Genomic DNA, 21,582 nt, shown 5'->3' on the forward strand with positions numbered 1-21,582 from the left:
CAGCTTAGCGTTTGAGCGAAGGCGGCAGGTGCGGTGCGATTGCGGTCAGTACGGCCTTGAAGCATTTGGTGTTGCCGGCAACGATATGGCCTTTCTCGAGGAAGTCGTGACCGCCGGTGAAATCGCTGACCAGACCGCCTGCTTCCTGAATCAGCAGAGCGCCTGCTGCCATGTCCCATTCGGACAGGCCCGACTCCCAGAACGCATCGAAACGACCGGCAGCTACGTAAGCCAGATCGAGGCTTGCAGCGCCTGCGCGACGGATGCCGGCGGTCTGGCCTACCAGGCTGCGGAACATGCCCAGGTAGTTTTCGATGTTGTCCATCTGGTTGTCACGGAACGGGAAGCCGGTGCCCAGCAGTGCGCCTTCCAGGCTCTTGCGCTGGCTGACGCGCAGACGGCGACCGTTCAGGGCAGCGCCGCGACCACGGCTGGCGGTGAATTCTTCCTGGCGAACCGGGTCCAGAACAACAGCGTGCTCAAGGCGACCGCGATATTTGCAGGCGATGCTGACCGCAAAGTGCGGGATGCCGCGAACGAAGTTGGTAGTGCCGTCCAGTGGGTCGATGATCCACAGGTAGTCGGTGCCTTCGCCGCTGCCTTCGTGCAGGCCGCTTTCTTCGCCGAGAATGCCGTGAGTCGGGTAGGCCTTGCGCAGAGCGGTGATGATGCTTTGCTCGGCAGCTCGGTCGATCTCTGTGACGTAGTCTTTGGCTTCTTTTTCGTCAACTTTGATGGTATCCAGGCGCTCGATGGAGCGGAAAATCAATTCGCTGGCGCTGCGGGCGGCGCGCAGCGCGATATTCAGCATGGGCTGCATGGATAATTCACCTAAGGTTGTTAAAGAGAGCCGGGCATTCTATGGGCTGATTCGAATTATTTCCAGCCTTGCGTGGTTACGGTTGTCGGGTTCGTGTGGATTTTTTCATGTCGCAAGCGGTCAGTTCCGATCTTCCGGCCCGCACAGCTTCATAGCGTTAGTCGAACCGTTTCTGTAAGATTTGCCCCCCTAATTCGCGTCAGTGAGCGTTCGCTTTGTTGCAGAACATTCGTGTTGTCCTGGTCGGCACTACCCATCCCGGAAATATCGGCGGGGCCGCTCGCGCCATGAAAAACATGGGGCTTTCGCGTCTGGTGCTGGTCGATCCGCGCATCTTTCCTTCGCCTGATGCCGATGCGCGTGCGTCAGGCGCCACCGATATTCTTGAAGGTGCGCAGGTTGTTGCGACTCTTGAAGACGCGTTGGTCGGCTGTCGTCTGGTGCTCGGTACCAGTGCGCGTGATCGCAGTTTGCCGTGGCCGTTGCTCGATCCGCGCGCTTCCGGTGAAAAAGTCATCGAGCAGGCCGGGGAGGGCGCGGAAGTGGCGCTGGTCTTCGGTCGCGAGCACGCCGGCCTGACCAATGAAGAGCTGCAGCGTTGCCACTTCCATGTGCACATCCCGTCGGACCCCGGGTTCAGCTCGCTGAACCTCGCCGCGGCTGTGCAGGTGCTCAGCTACGAAGTGCGCATGGCCTGGCTGGCGGCTTCGGCACACTCAGAGCAGGGCGAAACGCCCAAGGCAGTCTCGGCGCATAACGCCGAGCTGGCGACGATGGATGAGATGGAAGGCTTTTACACGCACCTTGAAGCCACGCTTGTGGCCATCGGTTTCCTTGATCCGGAAAAACCACGTCATCTGATGGCACGACTGCGCAGGCTATACGGGCGTAGCGAGGTCGAGCGATCCGAACTGAGTATCCTGCGCGGTGTGCTCACCGAAACCCAGAAAGCCGCACGCGGTGAGCCCTACAAGCGGAAGGATCAGTAATGTTCAAGCGTCTGCGAGAAGACATTCAAAGCGTATTCCATCGTGACCCTGCTGCGCGCAACGCCTTTGAGGTGCTGACCTGTTATCCGGGCATGCATGCCATCTGGCTGCACCGCTTTGCGCACATTCTGTGGCGCAACGGCTGGAAGTGGCTCGCGCGGCTGGTCTCCAACTTCGGTCGCTGGATGACCGGTATCGAGATCCACCCGGGGGCGCGCATCGGTCGCCGTTTTTTCATCGACCACGGCATGGGCATCGTGATCGGCGAAACCGCCGAGATCGGCAATGACGTAACGCTTTACCAGGGCGTGACCCTGGGCGGTACCAGTTGGAATGCCGGCAAGCGTCACCCGACGCTGGAAGATGGCGTAGTGGTCGGGGCGGGTGCCAAGGTGCTCGGGCCGTTCACAGTGGGTGCCGGTGCCAAGATTGGTTCCAACGCAGTGGTGACCAAGGCGGTGCCTGCGGGGGCAACTGCCGTGGGCATTCCGGGGCGCATCATCGTCAAGTCCGACGATGAAACCGAAGCCCGGCGCAAGGTCATGGCTGAAAAGCTCGGTTTCGACGCGTACGGCGTCAGCGCCGACATGCCGGACCCTATCGCTCGCGCCATTGGCCAGTTGCTCGACCATTTGCAGGCTGTCGACGGCCGTCTTGAGGGCATGTGCGATGCGCTCGGCAGGCTGGGCAGTGATTATTGCGCCAAAGACCTTCCCGAGCTGCGTGATGAAGTATTCGACTGCGTCAAGGATCGCCACGAAGACAAGGTTGGCTAGGCGACACGGCGGCGTGACGCGTGCCATTACGCCGCACCTTTGCTATGATACAGCCCGCGCTTTTCGCTAATCCCGACTGTTTTACTTGGTCTAATAGTTGACTCTTTTACTCGGGAATAGCATACTCGCTCTCATTCCGAACCTCTGCGGTATACGCCATGCGACTGACTACTAAAGGCCGATACGCTGTAACAGCCATGCTTGACCTGGCGTTGCACGCGCAGAACGGGCCAGTGTCTCTGGCCGACATCTCCGAGCGGCAGGGTATTTCCCTGTCCTACCTCGAGCAGCTGTTCGCCAAGCTGCGTCGCGGCAATCTGGTTTCCAGTGTTCGTGGTCCAGGTGGTGGTTACCAGCTGTCGCGCGACATGAAAGGCATCCAGGTTGCTCAAGTCGTCGATGCAGTCAATGAATCGGTCGACGCCACGCGGTGTCAGGGTCTGGGCGATTGCCATGCTGGCGATACCTGCCTGACCCACCACTTGTGGTGTGACCTGAGCCAGCAGATTCACGAATTTCTAAGCGGTATCAGCTTGGCGGATCTTGTCACTCGCCGTGAGGTACAAGAAGTCGCTCAGCGCCAGGATATGCGCCGTGGTCATAACCACATGTCGCAACTGGGTAAGATCGAAACGTCCGCCGTCGAATGAACGCAGATGAATGAGCGGTGCGCCTGCCTGATAGGAGAGCTTCAATGAAATTGCCAATTTACCTCGACTACTCCGCGACGACCCCGGTCGATCCGCGTGTCGCGCAGAAAATGATCGATTGCCTGACCGTCGAAGGAAACTTCGGCAACCCGGCCTCGCGCTCCCACGTCTTTGGCTGGAAAGCCGAAGAAGCGGTCGAGAACGCTCGTCGTCAGGTCGCTGATCTGGTCAACGCCGATCCGCGCGAAATCGTCTGGACCTCGGGTGCCACTGAATCCAACAACCTGGCTATTAAAGGTGTTGCGCATTTCTACGCCAGCAAAGGCAAGCACCTGATCACGTCGAAGGTCGAACACAAGGCTGTCCTCGACACCACTCGCCAGCTTGAACGCGAAGGTTTCGAAGTTACCTACATCGAGCCAGGTGAAGACGGTCTGATCACGCCTGCCATGATTGAAGCGGCACTGCGCGACGACACCATCCTGGTTTCGGTCATGCATGTGAACAATGAGATCGGCACTATCAACGACATCGCTGCGATCGGTGAACTGACCCGTTCGCGTGGCGTGCTGTTCCACGTTGACGGCGCGCAGTCGACCGGCAAGGTTGAAATCGATCTGGCCAGCCTCAAGGTTGACCTCATGTCGTTCTCGGCGCACAAGACCTATGGTCCTAAAGGTATCGGCGCGCTCTACGTCAGCCGCAAGCCGCGTGTTCGCCTTGAAGCGACCATGCACGGCGGCGGTCACGAGCGTGGCATGCGTTCCGGTACTCTAGCGACCCACCAGATCGTCGGTATGGGCGAAGCATTCCGCATTGCCAAGGAAGAAATGGCTGCTGAAAACGTGCGCATCAAGGCACTCAGCGATCGTTTCTTCAAGCAGGTCGAAAATCTGGAAGAGCTGTACGTCAACGGCAGCCTGACTGCACGCGTGCCGCACAACCTGAACCTGAGCTTCAACTACGTCGAAGGCGAGTCGCTGATCATGGCGCTCAAGGATCTGGCGGTATCGTCCGGTTCGGCCTGTACCTCGGCCTCGCTTGAGCCTTCGTATGTGCTGCGTGCCCTGGGTCGCAACGATGAGCTGGCGCACAGCTCGATTCGTTTCACCTTCGGCCGTTTCAGCACTGAAGAAGAAATTGATTACGCCGCGCAGAAGGTTTGCGAGGCTGTCACCCGGCTGCGCACACTTTCGCCGCTGTGGGACATGTTCAAAGACGGCGTCGACATCTCCAAGATCGAGTGGGCGGCGCACTAATTTAAAGTCGCCTCCAACACAGGTCATGTGCAATTGCGCGTGACCTGCAGAGCGGCTCCCTGATGTGAGAGGAATAGAATCATGGCTTACAGCGAAAAGGTCATCGACCACTACGAGAACCCACGTAACGTCGGCAAGATGAACGCGGAAGATCCTGATGTCGGCACCGGCATGGTCGGCGCTCCAGCGTGCGGCGACGTAATGCGTTTGCAGATCAAGGTCAACGAGCAGGGCGTTATCGAAGACGCCAAGTTCAAGACCTACGGCTGCGGTTCGGCCATTGCCTCCAGCTCGCTGGCGACCGAGTGGATGAAAGGCAAGACTCTGGATGAAGCAGAGACCATCAAGAACACTCAGCTGGCTGAAGAGCTGGCGCTGCCGCCGGTCAAGATTCACTGCTCGGTACTCGCTGAAGACGCCATCAAGGCCGCCGTTCGCGATTACAAGCAGAAGAAAGGTCTGCTGTAAGCAGGCAGGCTTTTCAAGAGAAGCTTGCAACAGAGTCAACTGCAACAGGCTAATGCAACAGGCTAAGGAGTTCCGATGGCTATCAGCATGACAGAAGCTGCCGCTAACCACGTACGACGTTCCCTTGAGGGACGCGGCAAGGGTGATGGCGTTCGTCTGGGTGTTCGCACCACAGGCTGTTCAGGTCTTGCCTATGTGCTTGAGTTCGTCGATGAGGCGGCTGGCGAAGACACTGTGTTTGAAATGCACGGCGTCAAGGTGATCATTGACCCGAAAAGTCTGGTCTATCTGGATGGCACCGAGCTCGACTTCGTGCGTGAAGGGTTGAATGAAGGCTTCAAGTTCAACAACCCCAACTCGCGCGGTGAGTGCGGCTGTGGCGAAAGCTTCAACGTCTGAGGCTTTTATTGTGGGTACTCCCTGTCACTTCGCCCTGTTCGATCTCAAGCCCGAGTTTCAGCTTGATCTTGACCAGTTGGGCACTCGTTACCGTGAGCTTGCGCGCAATGTGCATCCGGATCGTTTTGCGGATGCCCCAGAGCGTGAGCAGCGTGTGGCGCTGGAGCGTTCGGCCAGTCTCAACGAGGCTTATCAGACCCTGAAAAGCCCGCCGAAAAGGGCGCGCTACCTGTTGGCAATGAATGGCAACGAGGTACCGCTTGAGGTCACCGTGCACGATCCCGAGTTCCTTCTGCAGCAGATGCAATTGCGCGAACACCTCGAGGACTTGCAGGACAAGGCTGATCTCGACGGCGTTGCGAACTTCAAGCGCCAGCTCAAGGTCGCTCAGGACGAGCTGAACCAGAGCTTCGCGGCCTGTTGGAATGATGCTGCACAACGCGAGCACGCTGAAAAGCTGATGCGGCGTATGCAGTTTCTCGACAAGCTCTCTCACGAAGTGCGCCAGTTAGAAGAGCGCCTCGACGATTAACCCCGCGCGGCTTCGGCCGCGCGCCAGTGATTATTCTGAACAGCATGGCTTTACTGCAGATCGCCGAACCCGGCCTGAGTCCTCAACCGCACCAGCGTCGTCTGGCTGTGGGTATCGACCTGGGCACCACCAATTCTCTGGTTGCTGCAGTGCGCAGCGGCCTGTCTGAACCGCTGGCCGATGCAGAGGGGCAGGTCATTCTGCCGTCTGCCGTGCGCTATCACGCTGATCGTGTCGAAGTAGGGCAGTCAGCGAAGATCGCCGCCTCCCAGGATCCGTTCAATACCGTTCTGTCAGTCAAGCGCCTCATGGGGCGCGGGCTGACTGACGTCAAGCAATTGGGCGAGCAACTGCCGTACCGGTTTGTTGGCGGTGAGTCGCACATGCCGTTTATCGACACCGTGCAGGGGCCGAAAAGTCCTGTTGAAGTGTCTGCCGACATTCTCAAGGTCCTGCGCGAACGCGCCGAGTCCACGCTGGGTGGCGAACTGGTGGGGGCGGTGATTACCGTGCCTGCTTATTTCGACGACTCTCAGCGCCAGGCGACCAAGGATGCCGCCAGACTTGCCGGCCTCAATGTGTTGCGCCTGCTTAATGAGCCAACGGCTGCTGCCGTTGCCTATGGTCTGGATCAGAAAGCCGAAGGCGTGGTTGCCATCTATGATCTGGGCGGCGGAACCTTCGACATCTCGATCCTGCGCCTGACCGGCGGTGTGTTTGAAGTACTGGCCACTGGCGGGGATACCGCTCTGGGTGGCGATGACTTCGATCATGCGATAGCCAACTGGATTGTCACTGATGCCGGTCTGTCTGCCGATATCGACCCTTCCGCGCAACGCAGCCTGCTGCAGGCTGCCTGCTCGGCCAAGGAAGCGCTGACTGACGTCGAGTCTGTCGAGGTCGCCTACGGTGACTGGCGTGGCACGCTGACCCGCGAGGCGCTCAATGCGCTGATCGAGCCTATGGTCGCGCGCAGTCTCAAGGCCTGTCGTCGTGCGGTGCGTGATACCGGTATCGAGCTTGAAGAAGTCGAGGCGGTGGTCATGGTCGGCGGTTCGACCCGAGTTCCACGCGTACGCGAAGCGGTGGCCGAGCTGTTCGGTCGTCAGCCATTGACCCAGATTGACCCGGATCAAGTGGTGGCCATAGGAGCTGCGATCCAGGCCGATACGCTGGCAGGCAACAAGCGTGACGGTGGCGAACTGCTATTGCTCGATGTGATTCCGCTCTCGCTGGGGCTGGAAACCATGGGCGGGCTGATGGAAAAGGTCATTCCGCGCAACACCACCATCCCTGTAGCGCGTGGTCAGGAATTCACCACGTACAAGGATGGCCAGACGGCCATGAAGATTCATGTTCTGCAGGGCGAGCGCGAGTTGATCAGTGACTGCCGTTCCCTTGCACGTTTCGAATTGCGCGGCATTCCGCCGATGGTCGCGGGTGCGGCAAAGATTCGTGTCACCTTCCAGGTTGATGCTGACGGTCTGCTCAGCGTTTCGGCGCGCGAAATGGGCTCGGGTATCGAGTCGAGCATTCAGGTCAAGCCTTCCTACGGGCTGACCGATGACGAAGTCACCCGCATGCTCAAGGACTCCTTCGAGTATGCCGGCGACGACAAGGTCGCTCGTGTGCTGCGCGAGCACCAGGTTGACGCCGAGCGCTTGCTCGAAGCGGTTCAAGGTGCCCTTGAGGCTGATGGTGAGCGTCTTCTCGACGAAGAAGAGCGCCTGGTCATCAACCTGCAGATGAACGAATTACGTGAATTGATGCAAGGCACCGATGGTTATGCCATCGAGCAGCAGACCAAGCGTCTGTCGCAGGTGACCGACGCATTTGCTGCCCGACGCCTCGATTCGACGGTAAAAGCCGCACTGGCCGGGCGCAACTTGAATGAGATTGAGGAATAACTGATGCCGCAGGTGATTTTTCTGCCCCACGCCGAGCATTGTCCGGACGGGCTGGTTGTAGAAGTGGAGCCGGGCACGTCTATTCTCGATATTGCCCACGAGCACCACATCGAGATTGAAAGCGCCTGTGGTGGCGTGTGTGCCTGTACCACCTGCCATTGCATCATTCGCGAAGGTTTCGGTTCGCTGAATGAAGCCGATGAGCTGGAAGAAGACATGCTCGACAAAGCCTGGGGCCTGGAAGCGCAATCGCGTCTGTCCTGTCAGGCCATTGTCGGCAACGAAGACCTCACGGTCGAAATACCCAAGTATTCGCTCAACCACGCCGCTGAAGCGCCACACTGATTCAAGGATTGCTCATGAGTCTCAAATGGGTTGATGTGCAGGAAATCGCCATCCAGCTGGCTGAAAGCCACCCGGATGTCGATCCGCTGACTGTGAGTTTTCCCAGGCTGCGTAATCTGGTCATGGCCTTGCCTGAGTTCGATGACCACCCGGACCGTAGTGGGGAAAAGGTTCTCGAGGCGATCCAAGGGTTATGGATCGAAGAGGCCGATTGACGTTCAGTAACGTACGCAGTTAGGCAATACACCAGAACCCGCGTATAATTCGCGGGTTTAATTTTTCGCTTCAATCACTGCTTCTGGAGTTTCACCATGGCTGTTCAACGTACTTTCTCCATCATCAAGCCTGACGCCGTTGCCAAGAACGTAATCGGCGAGATCACCACTCGTTTCGAAAAAGCCGGTCTGCGCGTTGTCGCTTCCAAGCTGAAGCAACTGTCCAAGGCCGAAGCTGAAGGTTTCTACGCTGAGCACAGCGCTCGCGGTTTCTTCGGCGACCTGGTTGCTTTCATGATCTCCGGCCCGGTTGTCGTTCAGGTTCTGGAAGGCGAAAACGCTATCGCTCTGAACCGTGAGCTGATGGGCGCTACCAACCCTAAAGAAGCTGCTGCCGGCACCATCCGCGCTGATTTCGCTGACTCCATCGACGCCAACGCTGTTCATGGCTCCGATTCGGAAGCAGCCGCCGCTCGCGAAATCTCGTACTTCTTCGCAGCTACCGAAGTAACCGCTCGCTAAGTCATTTTTGACTGACGAGTGAAGGGTGAATTCATGATTGCATCGACTGGTAAAACCAACCTGCTGGGGCTGACTCAACAGGAAATGGAGAAATTCTTCGACTCTATCGGGGAGAAGCGCTTCCGTGCCGGTCAGGTCATGAAGTGGATTCACCACTTCGGCGTCGACGATTTCGACGCGATGACGAACGTCAGCAAGGCCCTGCGCGAAAAGCTCAAGGCCTGTGCCGAAGTTCGCAGTCCCGAAGTGGTCAGCGAGGACATCTCCAGCGACGGCACCCGTAAATGGGTGGTGCGCGTAGAGTCCGGCAGCTGTGTCGAGACCGTCTACATTCCGCAGGGCAAGCGTGGCACCTTGTGTGTTTCGTCTCAGGCGGGCTGTGCCCTGGATTGCAGCTTCTGTTCCACGGGCAAGCAAGGCTTCAACAGCAACCTCACCGCCGCCGAAGTCATCGGTCAGGTGTGGATTGCCAACAAATCCTTTGGCAGCGTACCGGCGACCGTCGACCGTGCCATCACCAACGTGGTGATGATGGGCATGGGTGAGCCGCTGCTGAACTTCGACAATGTTATTGCTGCCATGCATCTGATGATGGATGACCTGGGGTATGGCATCTCCAAGCGCCGGGTGACGTTGTCCACCTCCGGTGTGGTACCAATGATCGATGAGCTTTCCAAGCATATCGACGTTTCCCTGGCCTTGTCGCTGCACGCGCCGAACGATGCGCTGCGTAATCAGCTGGTGCCGATCAACAAGAAATACCCGCTGCAAATGCTCCTTGATTCCTGCCGCCGTTACATGTCCAGTCTGGGCGAAAAGCGTGTGCTCACCATCGAATACACCATGCTCAAGGATATCAACGACAAGGTTGAACACGCCGTCGAGATGATCGAGCTGCTCAAGGACACGCCTTGCAAGATCAACCTGATCCCGTTCAATCCGTTTCCGCACTCCGGTTACGAGCGTCCCAGCAATAACGCGATCCGTCGTTTTCAGGACCTGTTGCATCAGGCTGGTTATAACGTCACTGTGCGCACCACGCGTGGTGAAGACATTGATGCAGCATGCGGCCAGCTGGTCGGGCAGGTGATGGACCGTACACGCCGTAGTGAACGCTACATTGCTGTGCGTGAGTTGAGCGCCGAGGCCGAGACGGCCCCGGTTGCGGCGACTCGAACCTGACTGCCAACCTGATCGAGAGAGACTCCATGTCTGTGCGTGCCTCGCTGTTGCTATGTGTTGTCATGTTGCTGACGGCGTGCGTATCCACCGGCAACGTCAACCCGATGACAACGGCGCAGGGGCGCGAGGAAGCGCGCAGAGCGTACGTGCAGCTTGGGCTGGGTTACTTTCAGCAGGGGCAGACCGAGCGCGCCAAGGTTCCGCTGAAAAAGGCGCTCGAGCTGGACAGTTCCGACGCGCAGGCCAATGCCGCACTGGCGCTGGTGTTCCAGACCGAGATGGAGCCGGAGCTTGCAGAGCAGTACTTTCGCAAGGCGCTGGCTTCCAGTAACAACGAAACACGCATCGTCAATAATTACGGCAGTTTTCTGTTCGAACAAAAGCGTTACAAGGAAGCCTACGAGCGTTTTGAACAGGCCGCTGCCGACAACCTGTATCCTGAGCGGTCGCGAGTCTTTGAGAGCCTGGGCATGACTTCGCTGAAGCTGGGTAATCGCGAGCAGGCCCGTGAGCATTTTACCAAGGCGTTGCGCCTGGACCGTCAGTTGCCAAGGTCCTTGCTGGAAATGGCGCAGATATCCTACGAAGACAAGCAATATGTGCCGGCGCGTGATTATTACGACCGTTTTAGCCAACTCAGCGAGCAAAATGCACGTAGTCTATTGCTCGGTACACGCCTGGCGAAGATCTATGATGATCGTAACAAGGCGGCCAGTTTTGGTCTGCTGTTGAAAAGACTCTATCCCGGTACGCCGGAATATCAGCAATACCTGTCGGAGCAATGATGAAAGCGGCGCATCCCGAAGTTGTAGCAACCACCCGCGTGAACCCTGGAGAAACCCTGCGCCAGGTCCGCGAGAGCAGGAGCTGGTCGCTGCCAGATGTGGCTTTGAGACTGAACCTCACCGTGACCTCCCTGAGCAATCTGGAGAACGGACATTTTGAAAAGCTGCCTGGGCATACGTTTGCCCGGGGGTATGTACGCGCCTACGCCAAGCTGCTTGACCTCGATCAGGCGGTGCTGGTCGAACAGTTCGACCAGTTCACCGGCACCGATGGCAAGGGCAGTTCGGTCCACGCATTGGGCCGTATCGAAGAGCCGGTCAGGCTGTCACACAACATCCTGCGTATCGTCAGCCTGTTGTTGCTGGTGCTTCTGGTCGGTGGCGGTTTCTTCTGGTGGCAGGATCAGGCTTCTCTGCGGGGCAGGGACCAGTCCGGGCTGAACATGGAGCACGTCGAGGTCGAAAGCGCCGACGGCACCACTCAGATTCACCCGCTGGACGAGCCGGAAGAGCCCGCAGTGGCCGAAACGCCTACTGCCGGACAGACTTCGCTGCCGTTGAACACCGGTGCGCCTGCCAGTGAATCGCCGAGCGCGACGCCTGCTGCTCCTACTGCAGGTGTTACGAGTCATGCGCCTGCGCAGACACCGGCCACCGCTACGCCGCCAGCAAATGCTCCACAAGCGCCTGTCGCTGCGCCGACCGTACCGTCGATGCCGACTGCACCAGCCGAGCAGCCAGCGCCAGTCATGGCCGGGGCCGGTCAGGTTACTGTGCAGTTCGTCGCCGATTGCTGGACCCAGGTTACTGACGGAAACGGCAAGGTGCTGGTCAGCGGCCTCAAGCGCAAGGGCGACAGCCTGGACGTCAGCGGCAAGCCGCCGTTGACCCTGCGTCTGGGCTACGCGCGCGGCGCGCAGGTCAGCTACAACGGTCAGCCTGTAGACGTGGCACCTTTTACCAGCGGCGAAACTGCTCGCCTGAAGCTAGGGCAATAAGTCATGCACGGCGAATCTCCAATCAAGCGTCGCGAATCCCGAAAAATATGGGTCGGTTCCGTACCGGTCGGCGGTGATGCGCCGATTGCCGTGCAGAGCATGACCAACAGCGATACCAACGATGTTGCGGCCACCGTCGCCCAGATCAACCGTCTGGAAGCGGCCGGTGTCGACATCGTGCGTGTTTCTGTACCGGACATGGACGCTGCCGAAGCCTTTGGTCGCATCAAGCAACTGGTCAAAGTGCCATTGGTCGCCGACATCCACTTCGACTATCGCATCGCATTGCGTGTGGCTGAACTGGGTGTCGACTGCCTGCGTATCAATCCGGGCAATATCGGTCGTGAAGACCGGGTGCGGGCCGTGGTCGATGCTGCGCGTGATCGCGGTATTCCGATCCGCATCGGCGTCAACGCCGGGTCGCTAGAAAAAGACCTGCAGAAGAAGTACGGCGAGCCGACGCCAGAGGCGTTGGTGGAGTCTGCGTTGCGCCACGTCGAGCACCTGGAGCGCCTGAACTTTCAGGACTTCAAGGTCAGCGTCAAGGCGTCCGATGTGTTCATGGCCGTCGCAGCCTACCGCCTGCTGGCCAAACAGATCGTCCAGCCGCTGCACCTGGGTATTACCGAAGCTGGCGGCTTGCGTTCAGGCACGGTGAAATCGGCTGTCGGTCTTGGAATGCTGCTTGCCGAAGGAATTGGCGATACTATCCGCATCTCGCTGGCTGCTGATCCGGTCGAGGAAGTGAAAGTCGGGTACGACATCCTCAAATCGTTGCGCCTTCGTTCCCGTGGTATCAACTTCATCGCCTGCCCGAGCTGCTCGCGGCAGAACTTCGATGTGGTCAAGACCATGAACGAGCTTGAAGGTCGCCTTGAAGATTTGCTGGTGCCGCTTGATGTCGCAGTGATCGGTTGTGTAGTCAACGGTCCGGGCGAGGCCAAGGAAGCGCATATCGGCCTGACTGGTGGTACGCCGAACCTGATTTACATCGACGGCAAGCCTGCGCAGAAACTGACCAACGACAATCTCGTGGACGAGCTTGAACGCTTGATTCGCGAGAAAGCGGCTGAAAAGGCCGAAGCCGACGCATCTGTCATCGTGCGCGGCTAACCAGGATTGCTAAGGATTTTCTGTGAGTAAGTCTCTACAAGCCATTCGTGGCATGAACGACATCCTGCCCGAGCAGACGCCGCTGTGGCGCCACTTCGAAGGCACCGTTTCACGTCTGCTGGATAACTACGGTTACCGGCAGATTCGTATGCCTATCGTCGAATTCACCGAGCTGTTCAAGCGCTCCATCGGTGAAGTGACCGATATCGTCGAGAAGGAAATGTACACCTTCGCCGATCGCAACGGCGACTCCCTGACCCTGCGTCCGGAAGGCACTGCGGCCTGTGTGCGTGCGGTCCTGGAGCACGGCATCACCGGTGGCGGTCAGGTTCAGAAACTGTGGTACATCGGGCCGATGTTTCGTCACGAGCGTCCACAGAAAGGCCGTTATCGCCAGTTTCACCAGATTGGTGTCGAGGTCTTCAATCTTGACGGTCCGGACATCGATGCCGAACTGATCGTCATGACCTGGCGCCTGTGGGGCATGCTGGGCATTCGCAATGCGGTCAAGCTTGAACTCAACAGCCTGGGCACCAGCGAAGCGCGTGCGCGTTATCGTGATGCGCTGGTCGAGTTTCTGTCGGCACGTCTTGATCAACTTGACGAAGACAGCCAGCGTCGTCTGAAAACCAATCCGCTGCGCGTGCTGGACACCAAACACCCTGAAACCCAGGCTGTGCTGGTCGATGCGCCAAAGCTGGCAGATTATCTGGATGACGAATCTCGCGTTCACTTCGAAGGCCTGAAGGCCCGTCTGGACGCAGCCGGCATTCCTTATGTCATCAACCCGAAGCTGGTTCGCGGGCTGGATTACTACAGTAAGACCGTTTTCGAGTGGGTCACCGACCAATTGGGTGCCCAGGGTACGGTCTGTGCAGGCGGTCGTTATGACGGTCTGGTCGAGCAGATGGGCGGCAAGCCGACGACCGGCGTTGGTTTCGCGATGGGTATCGAGCGTCTGGTTCTGTTGCTTGAAACCCTCGGGCAGGTCCCGGAAGAAATTGCCCGTCAGGTCGATGTTTACCTGTGCGCCTTTGGCGAAGCAGCTGAGTTGGCTGCGCTGGCTCTCACCGAACAGGTGCGCGATCAGTTGCCGAGCCTGCGTTTGCAGGTCAACGCCGGTGCCGGCAGCTTCAAAAGCCAGTTCAAGAAAGCCGACAAGAGCGGTGCGCTGTATGCGCTGATTCTCGGTGAAGAAGAACTGGCGAAAAAGGTAATTGGCGTCAAACCCCTGCGCGGTCAGGGTGAACAACAAAATATTGCCTGGGACGCTCTGTCAGAGCACCTGGCCTCCTGCGTTGTGCAGGGTTGAAGCTGATTTAACAGCCGTTTAGCGAATAGGAGTATTGGGGTGTCGGGTACCGAAGATGAAGAGCTGGCGGTAATGAAGGACTGGTGGCAGCGTAACGGCAAACCCCTGTTGACCGGTGGTCTGCTTGCGTTGGTCGTGGTCTTGGGTTGGCAGTTCTGGCACAGGTATCAGGCCAGCCAGTCTCAAGGCGCCTCGATGCTTTATCAGCAATTGCTGGAAACCGCACTGACGCCCAGTGGCCAGGCAGACACCGCACGTGTCGCCGAGATATCCGGCAAACTGAAAAGCGAATTCGGTGGCACTACCTATGCACAGTTCGGTAGCCTGTTCGTCGCCAAGGTGGCGGTCGATGCCGGTAAGCTGGACGATGCTGCAGCCGAGCTGAAAACCGTGGCCGACAAGCCTGCCAATGACACGCTGGGCGAGATTGCCCGTCAGCGTCTGGCACGCGTGCTGGCTGCGCAGAACAAGACCGATGACGCGCTGAAGCTGCTCGACGGCGATGCCGACAAGGCTTTCCTCGCCAGTCGTGAAGAACTCAAGGGTGACCTGCTGGTACAGCTGGGTCGTACCGACGAGGCATATGCTGCATACCAAAAGGCCAAATCCGCTCTGTCCGAAGACGCAGCAGTGGGTGGCCTGCAAATGAAGCTCGACGATCTGGCGAAAGGGGATGCGTGACGTGATTCGTTGGAAACATGCAGCATTGCTGGCTCTGGCCATTCTGGCCGCGGGTTGCAGCAGCAACAGCAAAAAGGAATTGCCTCCGGCCGAGCTGACCGACTTCAAAGAAGAAGTGGTTCTGCACAAGCAATGGAGCCGTTCTATTGGCGACGGTCAGGGCAAGACTTACAACATGCTCGTGCCGGCCATTGATGGCGACCGCATCTATGCGGCTGACGTCACTGGCGAAGTTGTATCGCTGGATCGTCTGACCGGTGATGTGATCTGGAAGAAAGATCTCGATCTGCCGGTTTCCGGTGCAGTCGGCGTGGGCTATGGCCTGGTAATGATCGGCACCCTCAAGGGTGAAGTCATTGCCATGGACGCCACCTCCGGTGAGGAAAAGTGGCGTGCCCGCGTGACCAGCGAAGTGCTGGCCCCGCCTGCCACCAACGGTTCTGTGGTAGTGGTTCAGACTCAGGATGACCGTATTGTTGGTTTCGATGCCTCCACCGGTTCCCAGCTCTGGATTTACGAAAGCACTCCGGCGGTGCTGACCCTGCGTGGTACCGGTGCTCCACTTGCAACCAATCGTCTCGCCGTGGCGGGTCTGTCGACCGGTAAGGTCGTCGCGCTGGACATTACCAACGGCGTGCCTGTCTGGGAGCAGCGTGTTGCCATCCCGCAAGGTCGCTCGGAACTGGCTCGTGTCGTGGATATCGACGGCGGCCTGTTGCTGTCCGGCGGTACACTGTACGTCGCTACCTATCAGGGTCGCGTCGCCGGTCTGGACCTGGAAAGCGGTCGTGTGCTCTGGCAGCGTGATGCCTCGAGCTACTCGGGCGTTGCCCAGGGCTTTGGCAGCGTTTACGCAACCCTGGCCTCCGGCACTGTTGAAGGTATCGACGAGCGTTCGTCCTCTGCACTGTGGAGCAACGAATCACTGGCTCGCCGCCAGCTCGGCGCGCCGGAAGTGTATTCCAGCTATGTAGCGGTCGGTGACATGGAAGGCTACCTGCACCTGTTGAGCCAGGTGGACGGTCGTTTTGTCGGTCGCGAACGTATCGACAGCGACGGCCTGCGTGCTCGTCCGCTGGTGGTTGGGGACATGATTTACGTGTATGGCAACAGCGGCAAACTGGAAGCCCTGACCATCAAGCAATAAGTGTCCATGCCCGGGGCCAATGGCCCCGGGTGCCCTTGCTTCGGCAAGGCTGCGGTGCCTTTGTGGCGTCGCCCCGAACTCCGGCCGCTGCCCTGCAGCGGCTTTTGTATTTTCTGAAATAACGAAGTGGAGAGCCGCATGGTTCCCGTAATCGCCCTGGTGGGTCGACCGAACGTCGGCAAGTCCACCATGTTCAACCGCCTGACCAGGACTCGCGACGCCATTGTCGGTGATCTGTCCGGTCTTACCCGTGATCGCCAATACGGAGAGGCGAAGTGGCAAGGGCGCTCCTATATTCTGATCGACACCGGCGGTATCTCCGGTGACGAGCATGGCATGGACGAAAAGATGGCCGAGCAGTCGCTGCTGGCCATTGAAGAAGCCGATGTGGTGCTGTTTCTGGTGGACGCCCGTGCGGGCTACACCGCTGCTGATCAGATGATTGGTGAGCACCTGCGCAAGCGCAACAAGCGTTCCTACGTGGTTGCCAACAAGATCGACAACATCGACGAAAACCTGGCACGTGCCGAGTTCAGCCCGATGGGTCTGGGCGACGCCATTCCGGTGGCCGGTGCTCACGGTCGTGGCATCTCGCAGATGCTCGAAATCGCCCTTCGGGAGTTCCCCAAGGACGAAGACGAGCTGGAAGAGGGCGAGGAGGTCGAGGAAGTTGCCGAAGGTCAGGAAGCCAAGCGCATTCCTGGTCCTAGCGAAAAAGACGGCATCAAGATCGCCATCATCGGGCGTCCCAACGTCGGCAAGTCGACGCTGGTCAACCGAATGCTGGGTGAAGACCGGGTTATCGTCTATGACGAGCCAGGCACCACGCGCGACAGTATCTACATTCCCTTCGAGCGTAATGAAGAGAAGTACACGCTGATCGACACTGCCGGTGTGCGCAAGCGCGGCAAGATCCACGAGGAAGTTGAAAAGTTCTCGGTGGTCAAGACGCTGCAGGCCATCAAGGACGCCAACGTGGTGATCTTTGTCATGGACGCCCGCGAAGGTGTGGTCGACCACGACCTGAACCTGCTGGGCTTCGCCCTCGAAGCGGGGCGTGCCCTGGTCATTGCGCTGAACAAGTGGGATGGCATGACGCCGGGCGAACGTGATTTTGTGAAGATCGAACTGGAACGCCGGTTGTTCTTCGTCGACTTCGCAGACATCCACTTCATCTCTGCGATGCACGGCACGGGCGTGGGCAACCTGTATCAGTCGGTACAGAACTCGTTCAAGTCTGCCGTAACGCGCTGGCCAACCAGCCGTCTGACCCAGATTCTGGAAGATGCGGTCAGCGAGCATGCGCCACCGATGGTCGGCAGCCGCCGCATCAAGCTGCGCTACGCTCACTTGGGTGGTGCCAACCCGCCGCTGATCGTGATCCACGGTAATCAGGTCGAGAAAGTACCCAAGTCCTACGTCCGTTACCTGGAAAACACTTACCGGCGTGTGCTCAAACTGGTCGGTACGCCGATCCGTATCGAGTTCAAGGGCGGCGAGAACCCGTATGAAGGCAACAAGAACACGCTCACCGACCGTCAGGTCAACAAGAAGCGTCGGATGATGTCGCACCACAAGAAGGCCGACAAGAAGCGCCGCGACAAGCGCTGAGTCAGCATCTGGAAAAAGGCGCTTCGGCGCCTTTTTTTGTGTCCGTTTAATGGGCTATCCTGCCTGACCCCGTGCCGCCCGGTGCCGGGAGATTGCAGGGAAAGGGTTCCATGATCGACAGCAAGTTGCCCAACGTGGGCACCACTATCTTCACCGTCATGTCACAGCTGGCCGCCGAAACCGGCGCTATCAACCTGTCCCAGGGTTTTCCTGATTTTGATGGGCCGCAGGCGCTGCGCGATGCGGTCTGTCGGCATGTCACTCAAGGCCATAACCAATACTCACCGATGACCGGGCTGCCTGCGCTTCGTCAGCAGGTCGCGGCAAAGATCGCCCGCAGCTATGGCCGTACGGTCAATCCGGACAGCGAGATCACGATCACACCGGGTGCCACGCAGGCAATTTTCTGCGCAATTCATAGCGTTATTCGCGCTGGCGACGAAGTGATTATTTTCGACCCTTGCTATGACAGCTACGAGCCCGCTGTCGAGCTGGCCGGTGGGCGCTGCGTCCATGTGCAACTGGGGCTGGATGACTTCTCCATCGACTGGCAAAAGCTCAGCGATGCGTTAAGCCCGCGTACACGCATGATTGTCATCAATAGCCCGCACAACCCGAGCGGTGCCCTGATCAGTCGTGCAGAGCTTGATCGACTGGCTGCGCTGATCGCCGATCGTGATATCTACCTGCTCAGCGATGAAGTTTATGAACACCTGGTCTTCGATGGCGCGCGCCATGTCAGCGTGCTTGATCACGAGGCATTGTATCAGCGCGCCTTCGTCGTCAGCTCGTTCGGCAAGACATATCACGTCACAGGCTGGAAAACCGGTTACGTGGTCGCGCCGCCCGCGCTGACTTCCGAACTGCGCAAGGTGCATCAGTACGTCAGTTTCTGTGGTGTCACGCCATTGCAGTATGCGCTGGCCGATTTCATGGCCGAGCACCCTGAGCATGTCGATGAGCTGCCAGGCTTCTATCAGGCCAAGCGCGACTTTTTCTGTGGTCATCTGGCTGAATCGCGTTTCAGCTTCCGGCCTGTTGGCGGTACTTATTTCCAGTTGGTCGATTATTCGCAGATACGTCCTGACCTGAATGACGTGGACATGGCGCTGTGGATGACCCGTGAACATGGTGTGGCGAGCATTCCGATTTCTGTGTTCTACCAGAGCCCTCCAGCAGGCCAGCGTCTGATTCGCCTGTGCTTCGCCAAGCAAGAGGACACATTGCGTCAGGCGGCGGAGAAACTATGCGCGATATAAGCGAACTGCCAAACCTGAACCTTGCGCTGATTCAGACCACTCTGGCATGGCATGATCGCGAGGCCAACCTGGAGCATTTCGAGCACTTGCTGGGCCAGGCGCATGGCGCTGATCTGGTGATCCTGCCTGAAATGTTCACCACCGGGTTCTCGATGGAGTCCGAGGCCCTGGCTGAGCCTGAGGCAGGTCCTACATCGACCTGGCTGTTGGCGCAGGCTAAGCGGATCAATGCGGTGGTGACCGGCAGCGTCATCATTCGCGCTGCCGATGGCACTTATCGCAACCGTCTGCTGTGGGCGCGACCGGATGGTGAGTTGCTGCATTATGACAAGCGTCACTTGTTTCGTATGGCGGGTGAACACGAACACTACACGCCGGGCGAGCGTCAGGTGATGTTTGATCTCAATGGGTGGCGTATTCGCCCGCTGATCTGCTACGACCTGCGCTTTCCGGTCTGGAGCCGTGACGCCGAAAGTACCGACCTGTTGCTGTACACCGCCAACTGGCCAGGCGCGCGACGTCTGCACTGGAACCGCCTGCTGCCCGCTAGGGCCATCGAAAACCTGTGCTACGTTGCCGCGGTCAATCGGGTAGGGTCGGACGGGAAGGGCTTTGCGTACACCGGTGACAGTCAGGTTCTGGATTTTCAAGGCGAGAGCCTGTTGGGCGCAGGCGAAGCGGATGGAGTGTTCAGGGCGACGTTAAGCGCGGCAGACTTACAAGCCTATCGCACACGCTTTCCAGCCGGGTTGGACGCTGACTCTTTTAATATTCAATAAAATTACTTCAGAATGTTACGAGTCGGCCGATAGTGTGTGCAGACAACCTGGAGACCGCCATGATTACCATCAATACGTCCACATTGAACAGCTATTCAAGCCCGTTGACCTTAGCGGTTAAATCTACCGACGCAGAGGCAATCAAGTCTGCAACTACCACGACTGAAACCGAGAAGACCTCTGATCAGGCCTCGACCGAAGGCGGTAAGGCCGGGGCGGCCGGTGGTGGGGGCAGCGTTGGCGGCTCCAGCAAATCGGCTCTTAATCAGACGATCGAACAGATAAAGCAGCAGATTAAGGACGCCCAGAAGCAACTGGCTCAACAGCAGGCGCAATTGGCTGCCGCTCAAAGCGGTAATGGCACAGCGGAAGAAAAGGCCCAGAAAGCCATGGCGATTCAGGGTCAGATTGCGTCCACCAGCGCTAACCTGCAGACCTTGCAGGCATCGTTGTTGCAGCTGGAGACTGAAGGTGGCGTGAATACCACTGCCTGATGTCCTGGCACGGATGATGGTCGTGCCGACGCGCCGCGTCGGCACGCGGTGCTTACGTTACGGGTCTGCTCCCGGCTATGTGGTGCGCGCAGATCTGTGACGCAGAGCGTCACGACAGGCGTTCCCACGCTGGAGCGTGCGGAACGATAACCTGACTATCGTGCGACGCTCTGCGTCCGATCTTGAGTGTGCAGCTTGGCGCAGATCTGTGACGCAAAGCGTCACAGCATCCAGAGCCCTTACTCGTTCACATTCATGAACTTGCGTGCCCACTCTACGTAGTCTTCAGGCTGCGTATAGGTGTGGGTCAATTCGGTAGCGCTCATGTTCGACTCGCTGCCCAGAATCTGGCGTTGCTCGCGCAAGCAGTCGTAGGTGGCTTTGATTGCGGCAAAGTACGCAGCGTGGCCATGCACGCAGACTCTCACACCCATCTCGGCAAGACGCGCATTGTCGTGCAGCTCAGGGTTGCCGTAGGTCACCAGCATCAGCGGTACGGTCACGCCTTCGGATATCTGCGCCAGGTGATCAAAGTCACGAATGCCGACGATGGTAATGCCGTCAGCCCCGGCAGCCTGATACTGCTGAACCCGACTGATGGCTTCCTGAACCGGGATGATCGCCGCGTTGGTGCGAGCGAAAATCGACATCTCCGGGTCGACACGTGCCTCCAGTGCTGCGCGGATCTTGCCAACACCTTCGGCCGTGGAAATCAGGTCAGTGGATTTGCGTCCGAACTGCGCAGGCAGCAGGGTATCTTCAATCGTCAACGCCGAGATGCCGGCGCGTTCCAGTTCAACAACGGTACGCATGACGTTAAGGGCATTGCCATAACCATGGTCTGCGTCCGCGATAACCGGCAGTTGCGCAACGCGGCCGATGCGCGTGGCCTGTTCAACGAACTCGCTCAGGGTGATCAGTGCGAAGTCAGGTGCTGCCAGTACTTGCAGCGATGCGACAGAACCGCCGAGGATGCCTACTTCAAAGCCCAGATCCGCTGCGATTCGCGCTGACATGGGGTCGAATACCGAGGCGGTGTGAAAGCACGAGTTCGATGAGGTAAGCGCACGGAAACTGCGGCGCAAATCTTGATGGGAAGCCTTGGGCATAATCGCTCCAAATGTGATTGGATCAGCTCAGCGTACCGAGGCCGATAGTAATTTCAATGCACGGTGGGTCTGCCCGAGCATTCTTTTCGTCCGGAAATCAATGCAATAGTCGTCTTGGTTTTATAGGAAAGATGTAGCTGGCAGGTAAGTCCGGATGGGCATCGTCAGCATATGAATTGCTGTTGGATGTTGGCCCGTCCTGGAATAAAGGCAGCATGCTACCACAGCAT

24 protein-coding genes are annotated in these 21,582 nt (G+C 58.4%); 22 read left to right on the top strand and 2 right to left on the bottom strand.

Annotation, left to right across the window (positions count from 1 at the left end; all coding sequences use genetic code 11):
- Positions 1–4: 4 nt before the first annotated feature.
- The gene (gene suhB, locus RYA97_RS21105) at positions 5–820 is read right to left on the bottom strand and encodes an inositol-phosphate phosphatase (RefSeq protein ID WP_002552472.1); all 816 of its coding nucleotides are present in this window, start codon (positions 818–820) and stop codon (positions 5–7) included.
- Between the two features lie 215 nt (positions 821–1,035).
- On the opposite strand from suhB, the gene trmJ reads away from it, so the two are divergent.
- The 22 genes from trmJ (at position 1,036) to RYA97_RS21215 (ending at position 20,243) form a co-directional block, all read left to right on the top strand.
- Positions 1,036–1,809, top strand: a complete 774-nt coding sequence (gene trmJ / locus RYA97_RS21110; RefSeq protein WP_005743350.1) for a tRNA (cytosine(32)/uridine(32)-2'-O)-methyltransferase TrmJ — start codon at positions 1,036–1,038, stop codon at positions 1,807–1,809.
- The gene (gene cysE / locus RYA97_RS21115) at positions 1,809–2,585 is read left to right on the top strand and encodes a serine O-acetyltransferase (RefSeq protein ID WP_004656256.1); all 777 of its coding nucleotides are present in this window, start codon (positions 1,809–1,811) and stop codon (positions 2,583–2,585) included. Before trmJ ends, cysE begins: the two co-directional genes overlap by 1 nt.
- A gap of 158 nt (positions 2,586–2,743) precedes the next feature.
- A complete protein-coding gene (gene iscR, locus RYA97_RS21120) occupies positions 2,744–3,235 on the top strand; it encodes a Fe-S cluster assembly transcriptional regulator IscR (RefSeq protein WP_002552474.1) in 492 nt (163 codons plus the stop codon).
- A 44-nt stretch (positions 3,236–3,279) separates the two neighbouring features.
- The gene (locus RYA97_RS21125; protein WP_005743351.1) at positions 3,280–4,494 is read left to right on the top strand and encodes an IscS subfamily cysteine desulfurase; all 1,215 of its coding nucleotides are present in this window, start codon (positions 3,280–3,282) and stop codon (positions 4,492–4,494) included.
- 81 nt (positions 4,495–4,575) lie between these two features.
- Positions 4,576–4,962 carry a Fe-S cluster assembly scaffold IscU gene (gene iscU, locus RYA97_RS21130; RefSeq protein WP_002552476.1) on the top strand — a complete coding sequence of 129 codons (387 nt, stop codon included), beginning with the start codon at positions 4,576–4,578 and terminating at the stop codon, positions 4,960–4,962.
- A 75-nt stretch (positions 4,963–5,037) separates the two neighbouring features.
- The gene (iscA, locus tag RYA97_RS21135) at positions 5,038–5,361 is read left to right on the top strand and encodes an iron-sulfur cluster assembly protein IscA (protein WP_002552477.1); all 324 of its coding nucleotides are present in this window, start codon (positions 5,038–5,040) and stop codon (positions 5,359–5,361) included.
- 10 nt (positions 5,362–5,371) lie between these two features.
- Positions 5,372–5,893: a co-chaperone HscB gene (gene hscB / locus RYA97_RS21140; RefSeq protein ID WP_117139811.1), complete on the top strand. Its 522-nt coding sequence runs from the start codon at positions 5,372–5,374 to the stop codon at positions 5,891–5,893.
- Positions 5,894–5,937: 44 nt separating this feature from the next.
- Entirely contained in the window at positions 5,938–7,800 is a 1,863-nt protein-coding gene (gene hscA / locus RYA97_RS21145) for a Fe-S protein assembly chaperone HscA (RefSeq protein WP_005743353.1), read from the top strand.
- Positions 7,801–7,803: 3 nt separating this feature from the next.
- Positions 7,804–8,145: an ISC system 2Fe-2S type ferredoxin gene (gene fdx / locus RYA97_RS21150; protein WP_003433456.1), complete on the top strand. Its 342-nt coding sequence runs from the start codon at positions 7,804–7,806 to the stop codon at positions 8,143–8,145.
- 14 nt (positions 8,146–8,159) lie between these two features.
- Positions 8,160–8,360, top strand: coding sequence for a Fe-S cluster assembly protein IscX (gene iscX, locus RYA97_RS21155; protein WP_002552481.1), 201 nt, complete (start codon positions 8,160–8,162; stop codon positions 8,358–8,360).
- Between the two features lie 96 nt (positions 8,361–8,456).
- A complete protein-coding gene (gene ndk / locus RYA97_RS21160; protein WP_002552482.1) occupies positions 8,457–8,882 on the top strand; it encodes a nucleoside-diphosphate kinase in 426 nt (141 codons plus the stop codon).
- A gap of 33 nt (positions 8,883–8,915) precedes the next feature.
- Positions 8,916–10,064 (top strand): 23S rRNA (adenine(2503)-C(2))-methyltransferase RlmN, encoded by a 1,149-nt coding sequence (gene rlmN, locus RYA97_RS21165; protein ID WP_117139810.1) that lies wholly within the window; start codon positions 8,916–8,918, stop codon positions 10,062–10,064.
- Between the two features lie 26 nt (positions 10,065–10,090).
- A complete protein-coding gene (gene pilW, locus RYA97_RS21170) occupies positions 10,091–10,849 on the top strand; it encodes a type IV pilus biogenesis/stability protein PilW (RefSeq protein ID WP_002552484.1) in 759 nt (252 codons plus the stop codon).
- A complete protein-coding gene (locus RYA97_RS21175; RefSeq protein ID WP_117139809.1) occupies positions 10,849–11,847 on the top strand; it encodes a helix-turn-helix domain-containing protein in 999 nt (332 codons plus the stop codon). Before pilW ends, RYA97_RS21175 begins: the two co-directional genes overlap by 1 nt.
- Positions 11,848–11,850: 3 nt before the next feature.
- A complete protein-coding gene (gene ispG, locus RYA97_RS21180) occupies positions 11,851–12,960 on the top strand; it encodes a flavodoxin-dependent (E)-4-hydroxy-3-methylbut-2-enyl-diphosphate synthase (RefSeq protein WP_004656273.1) in 1,110 nt (369 codons plus the stop codon).
- 22 nt (positions 12,961–12,982) lie between these two features.
- Positions 12,983–14,272 (top strand): histidine--tRNA ligase, encoded by a 1,290-nt coding sequence (gene hisS / locus RYA97_RS21185; protein WP_005778312.1) that lies wholly within the window; start codon positions 12,983–12,985, stop codon positions 14,270–14,272.
- Between the two features lie 39 nt (positions 14,273–14,311).
- Positions 14,312–14,953, top strand: coding sequence for a YfgM family protein (locus RYA97_RS21190; RefSeq protein ID WP_002552488.1), 642 nt, complete (start codon positions 14,312–14,314; stop codon positions 14,951–14,953).
- Entirely contained in the window at positions 14,946–16,100 is a 1,155-nt protein-coding gene (bamB, locus tag RYA97_RS21195; protein ID WP_010201601.1) for an outer membrane protein assembly factor BamB, read from the top strand. Before RYA97_RS21190 ends, bamB begins: the two co-directional genes overlap by 8 nt.
- Positions 16,101–16,238: 138 nt before the next feature.
- Positions 16,239–17,711 carry a ribosome biogenesis GTPase Der gene (gene der, locus RYA97_RS21200; RefSeq protein ID WP_004666071.1) on the top strand — a complete coding sequence of 491 codons (1,473 nt, stop codon included), beginning with the start codon at positions 16,239–16,241 and terminating at the stop codon, positions 17,709–17,711.
- A 110-nt stretch (positions 17,712–17,821) separates the two neighbouring features.
- A complete protein-coding gene (locus RYA97_RS21205) occupies positions 17,822–18,970 on the top strand; it encodes a pyridoxal phosphate-dependent aminotransferase (RefSeq protein WP_005778315.1) in 1,149 nt (382 codons plus the stop codon).
- Positions 18,958–19,749: an amidohydrolase gene (locus tag RYA97_RS21210; protein ID WP_005778317.1), complete on the top strand. Its 792-nt coding sequence runs from the start codon at positions 18,958–18,960 to the stop codon at positions 19,747–19,749. The genes RYA97_RS21205 and RYA97_RS21210 overlap by 13 nt, the downstream gene beginning before the upstream one ends.
- Positions 19,750–19,808: 59 nt before the next feature.
- A complete protein-coding gene (locus RYA97_RS21215; protein ID WP_002552493.1) occupies positions 19,809–20,243 on the top strand; it encodes a hypothetical protein in 435 nt (144 codons plus the stop codon).
- Between the two features lie 239 nt (positions 20,244–20,482).
- On the opposite strand, the gene RYA97_RS21220 is transcribed toward RYA97_RS21215, so the two are convergent.
- On the bottom strand, positions 20,483–21,352 hold the full coding sequence (locus RYA97_RS21220; RefSeq protein ID WP_002552494.1) for an oxaloacetate decarboxylase: 870 nt from the start codon (positions 21,350–21,352) through the stop codon (positions 20,483–20,485).
- Between the last annotated feature and the right edge of the window lie 230 nt (positions 21,353–21,582).

It is taken from the genome of Pseudomonas syringae group sp. 26L6 (assembly GCF_032587815.1).
Classification (GTDB): domain Bacteria; phylum Pseudomonadota; class Gammaproteobacteria; order Pseudomonadales; family Pseudomonadaceae; genus Aquipseudomonas; species Aquipseudomonas amygdali.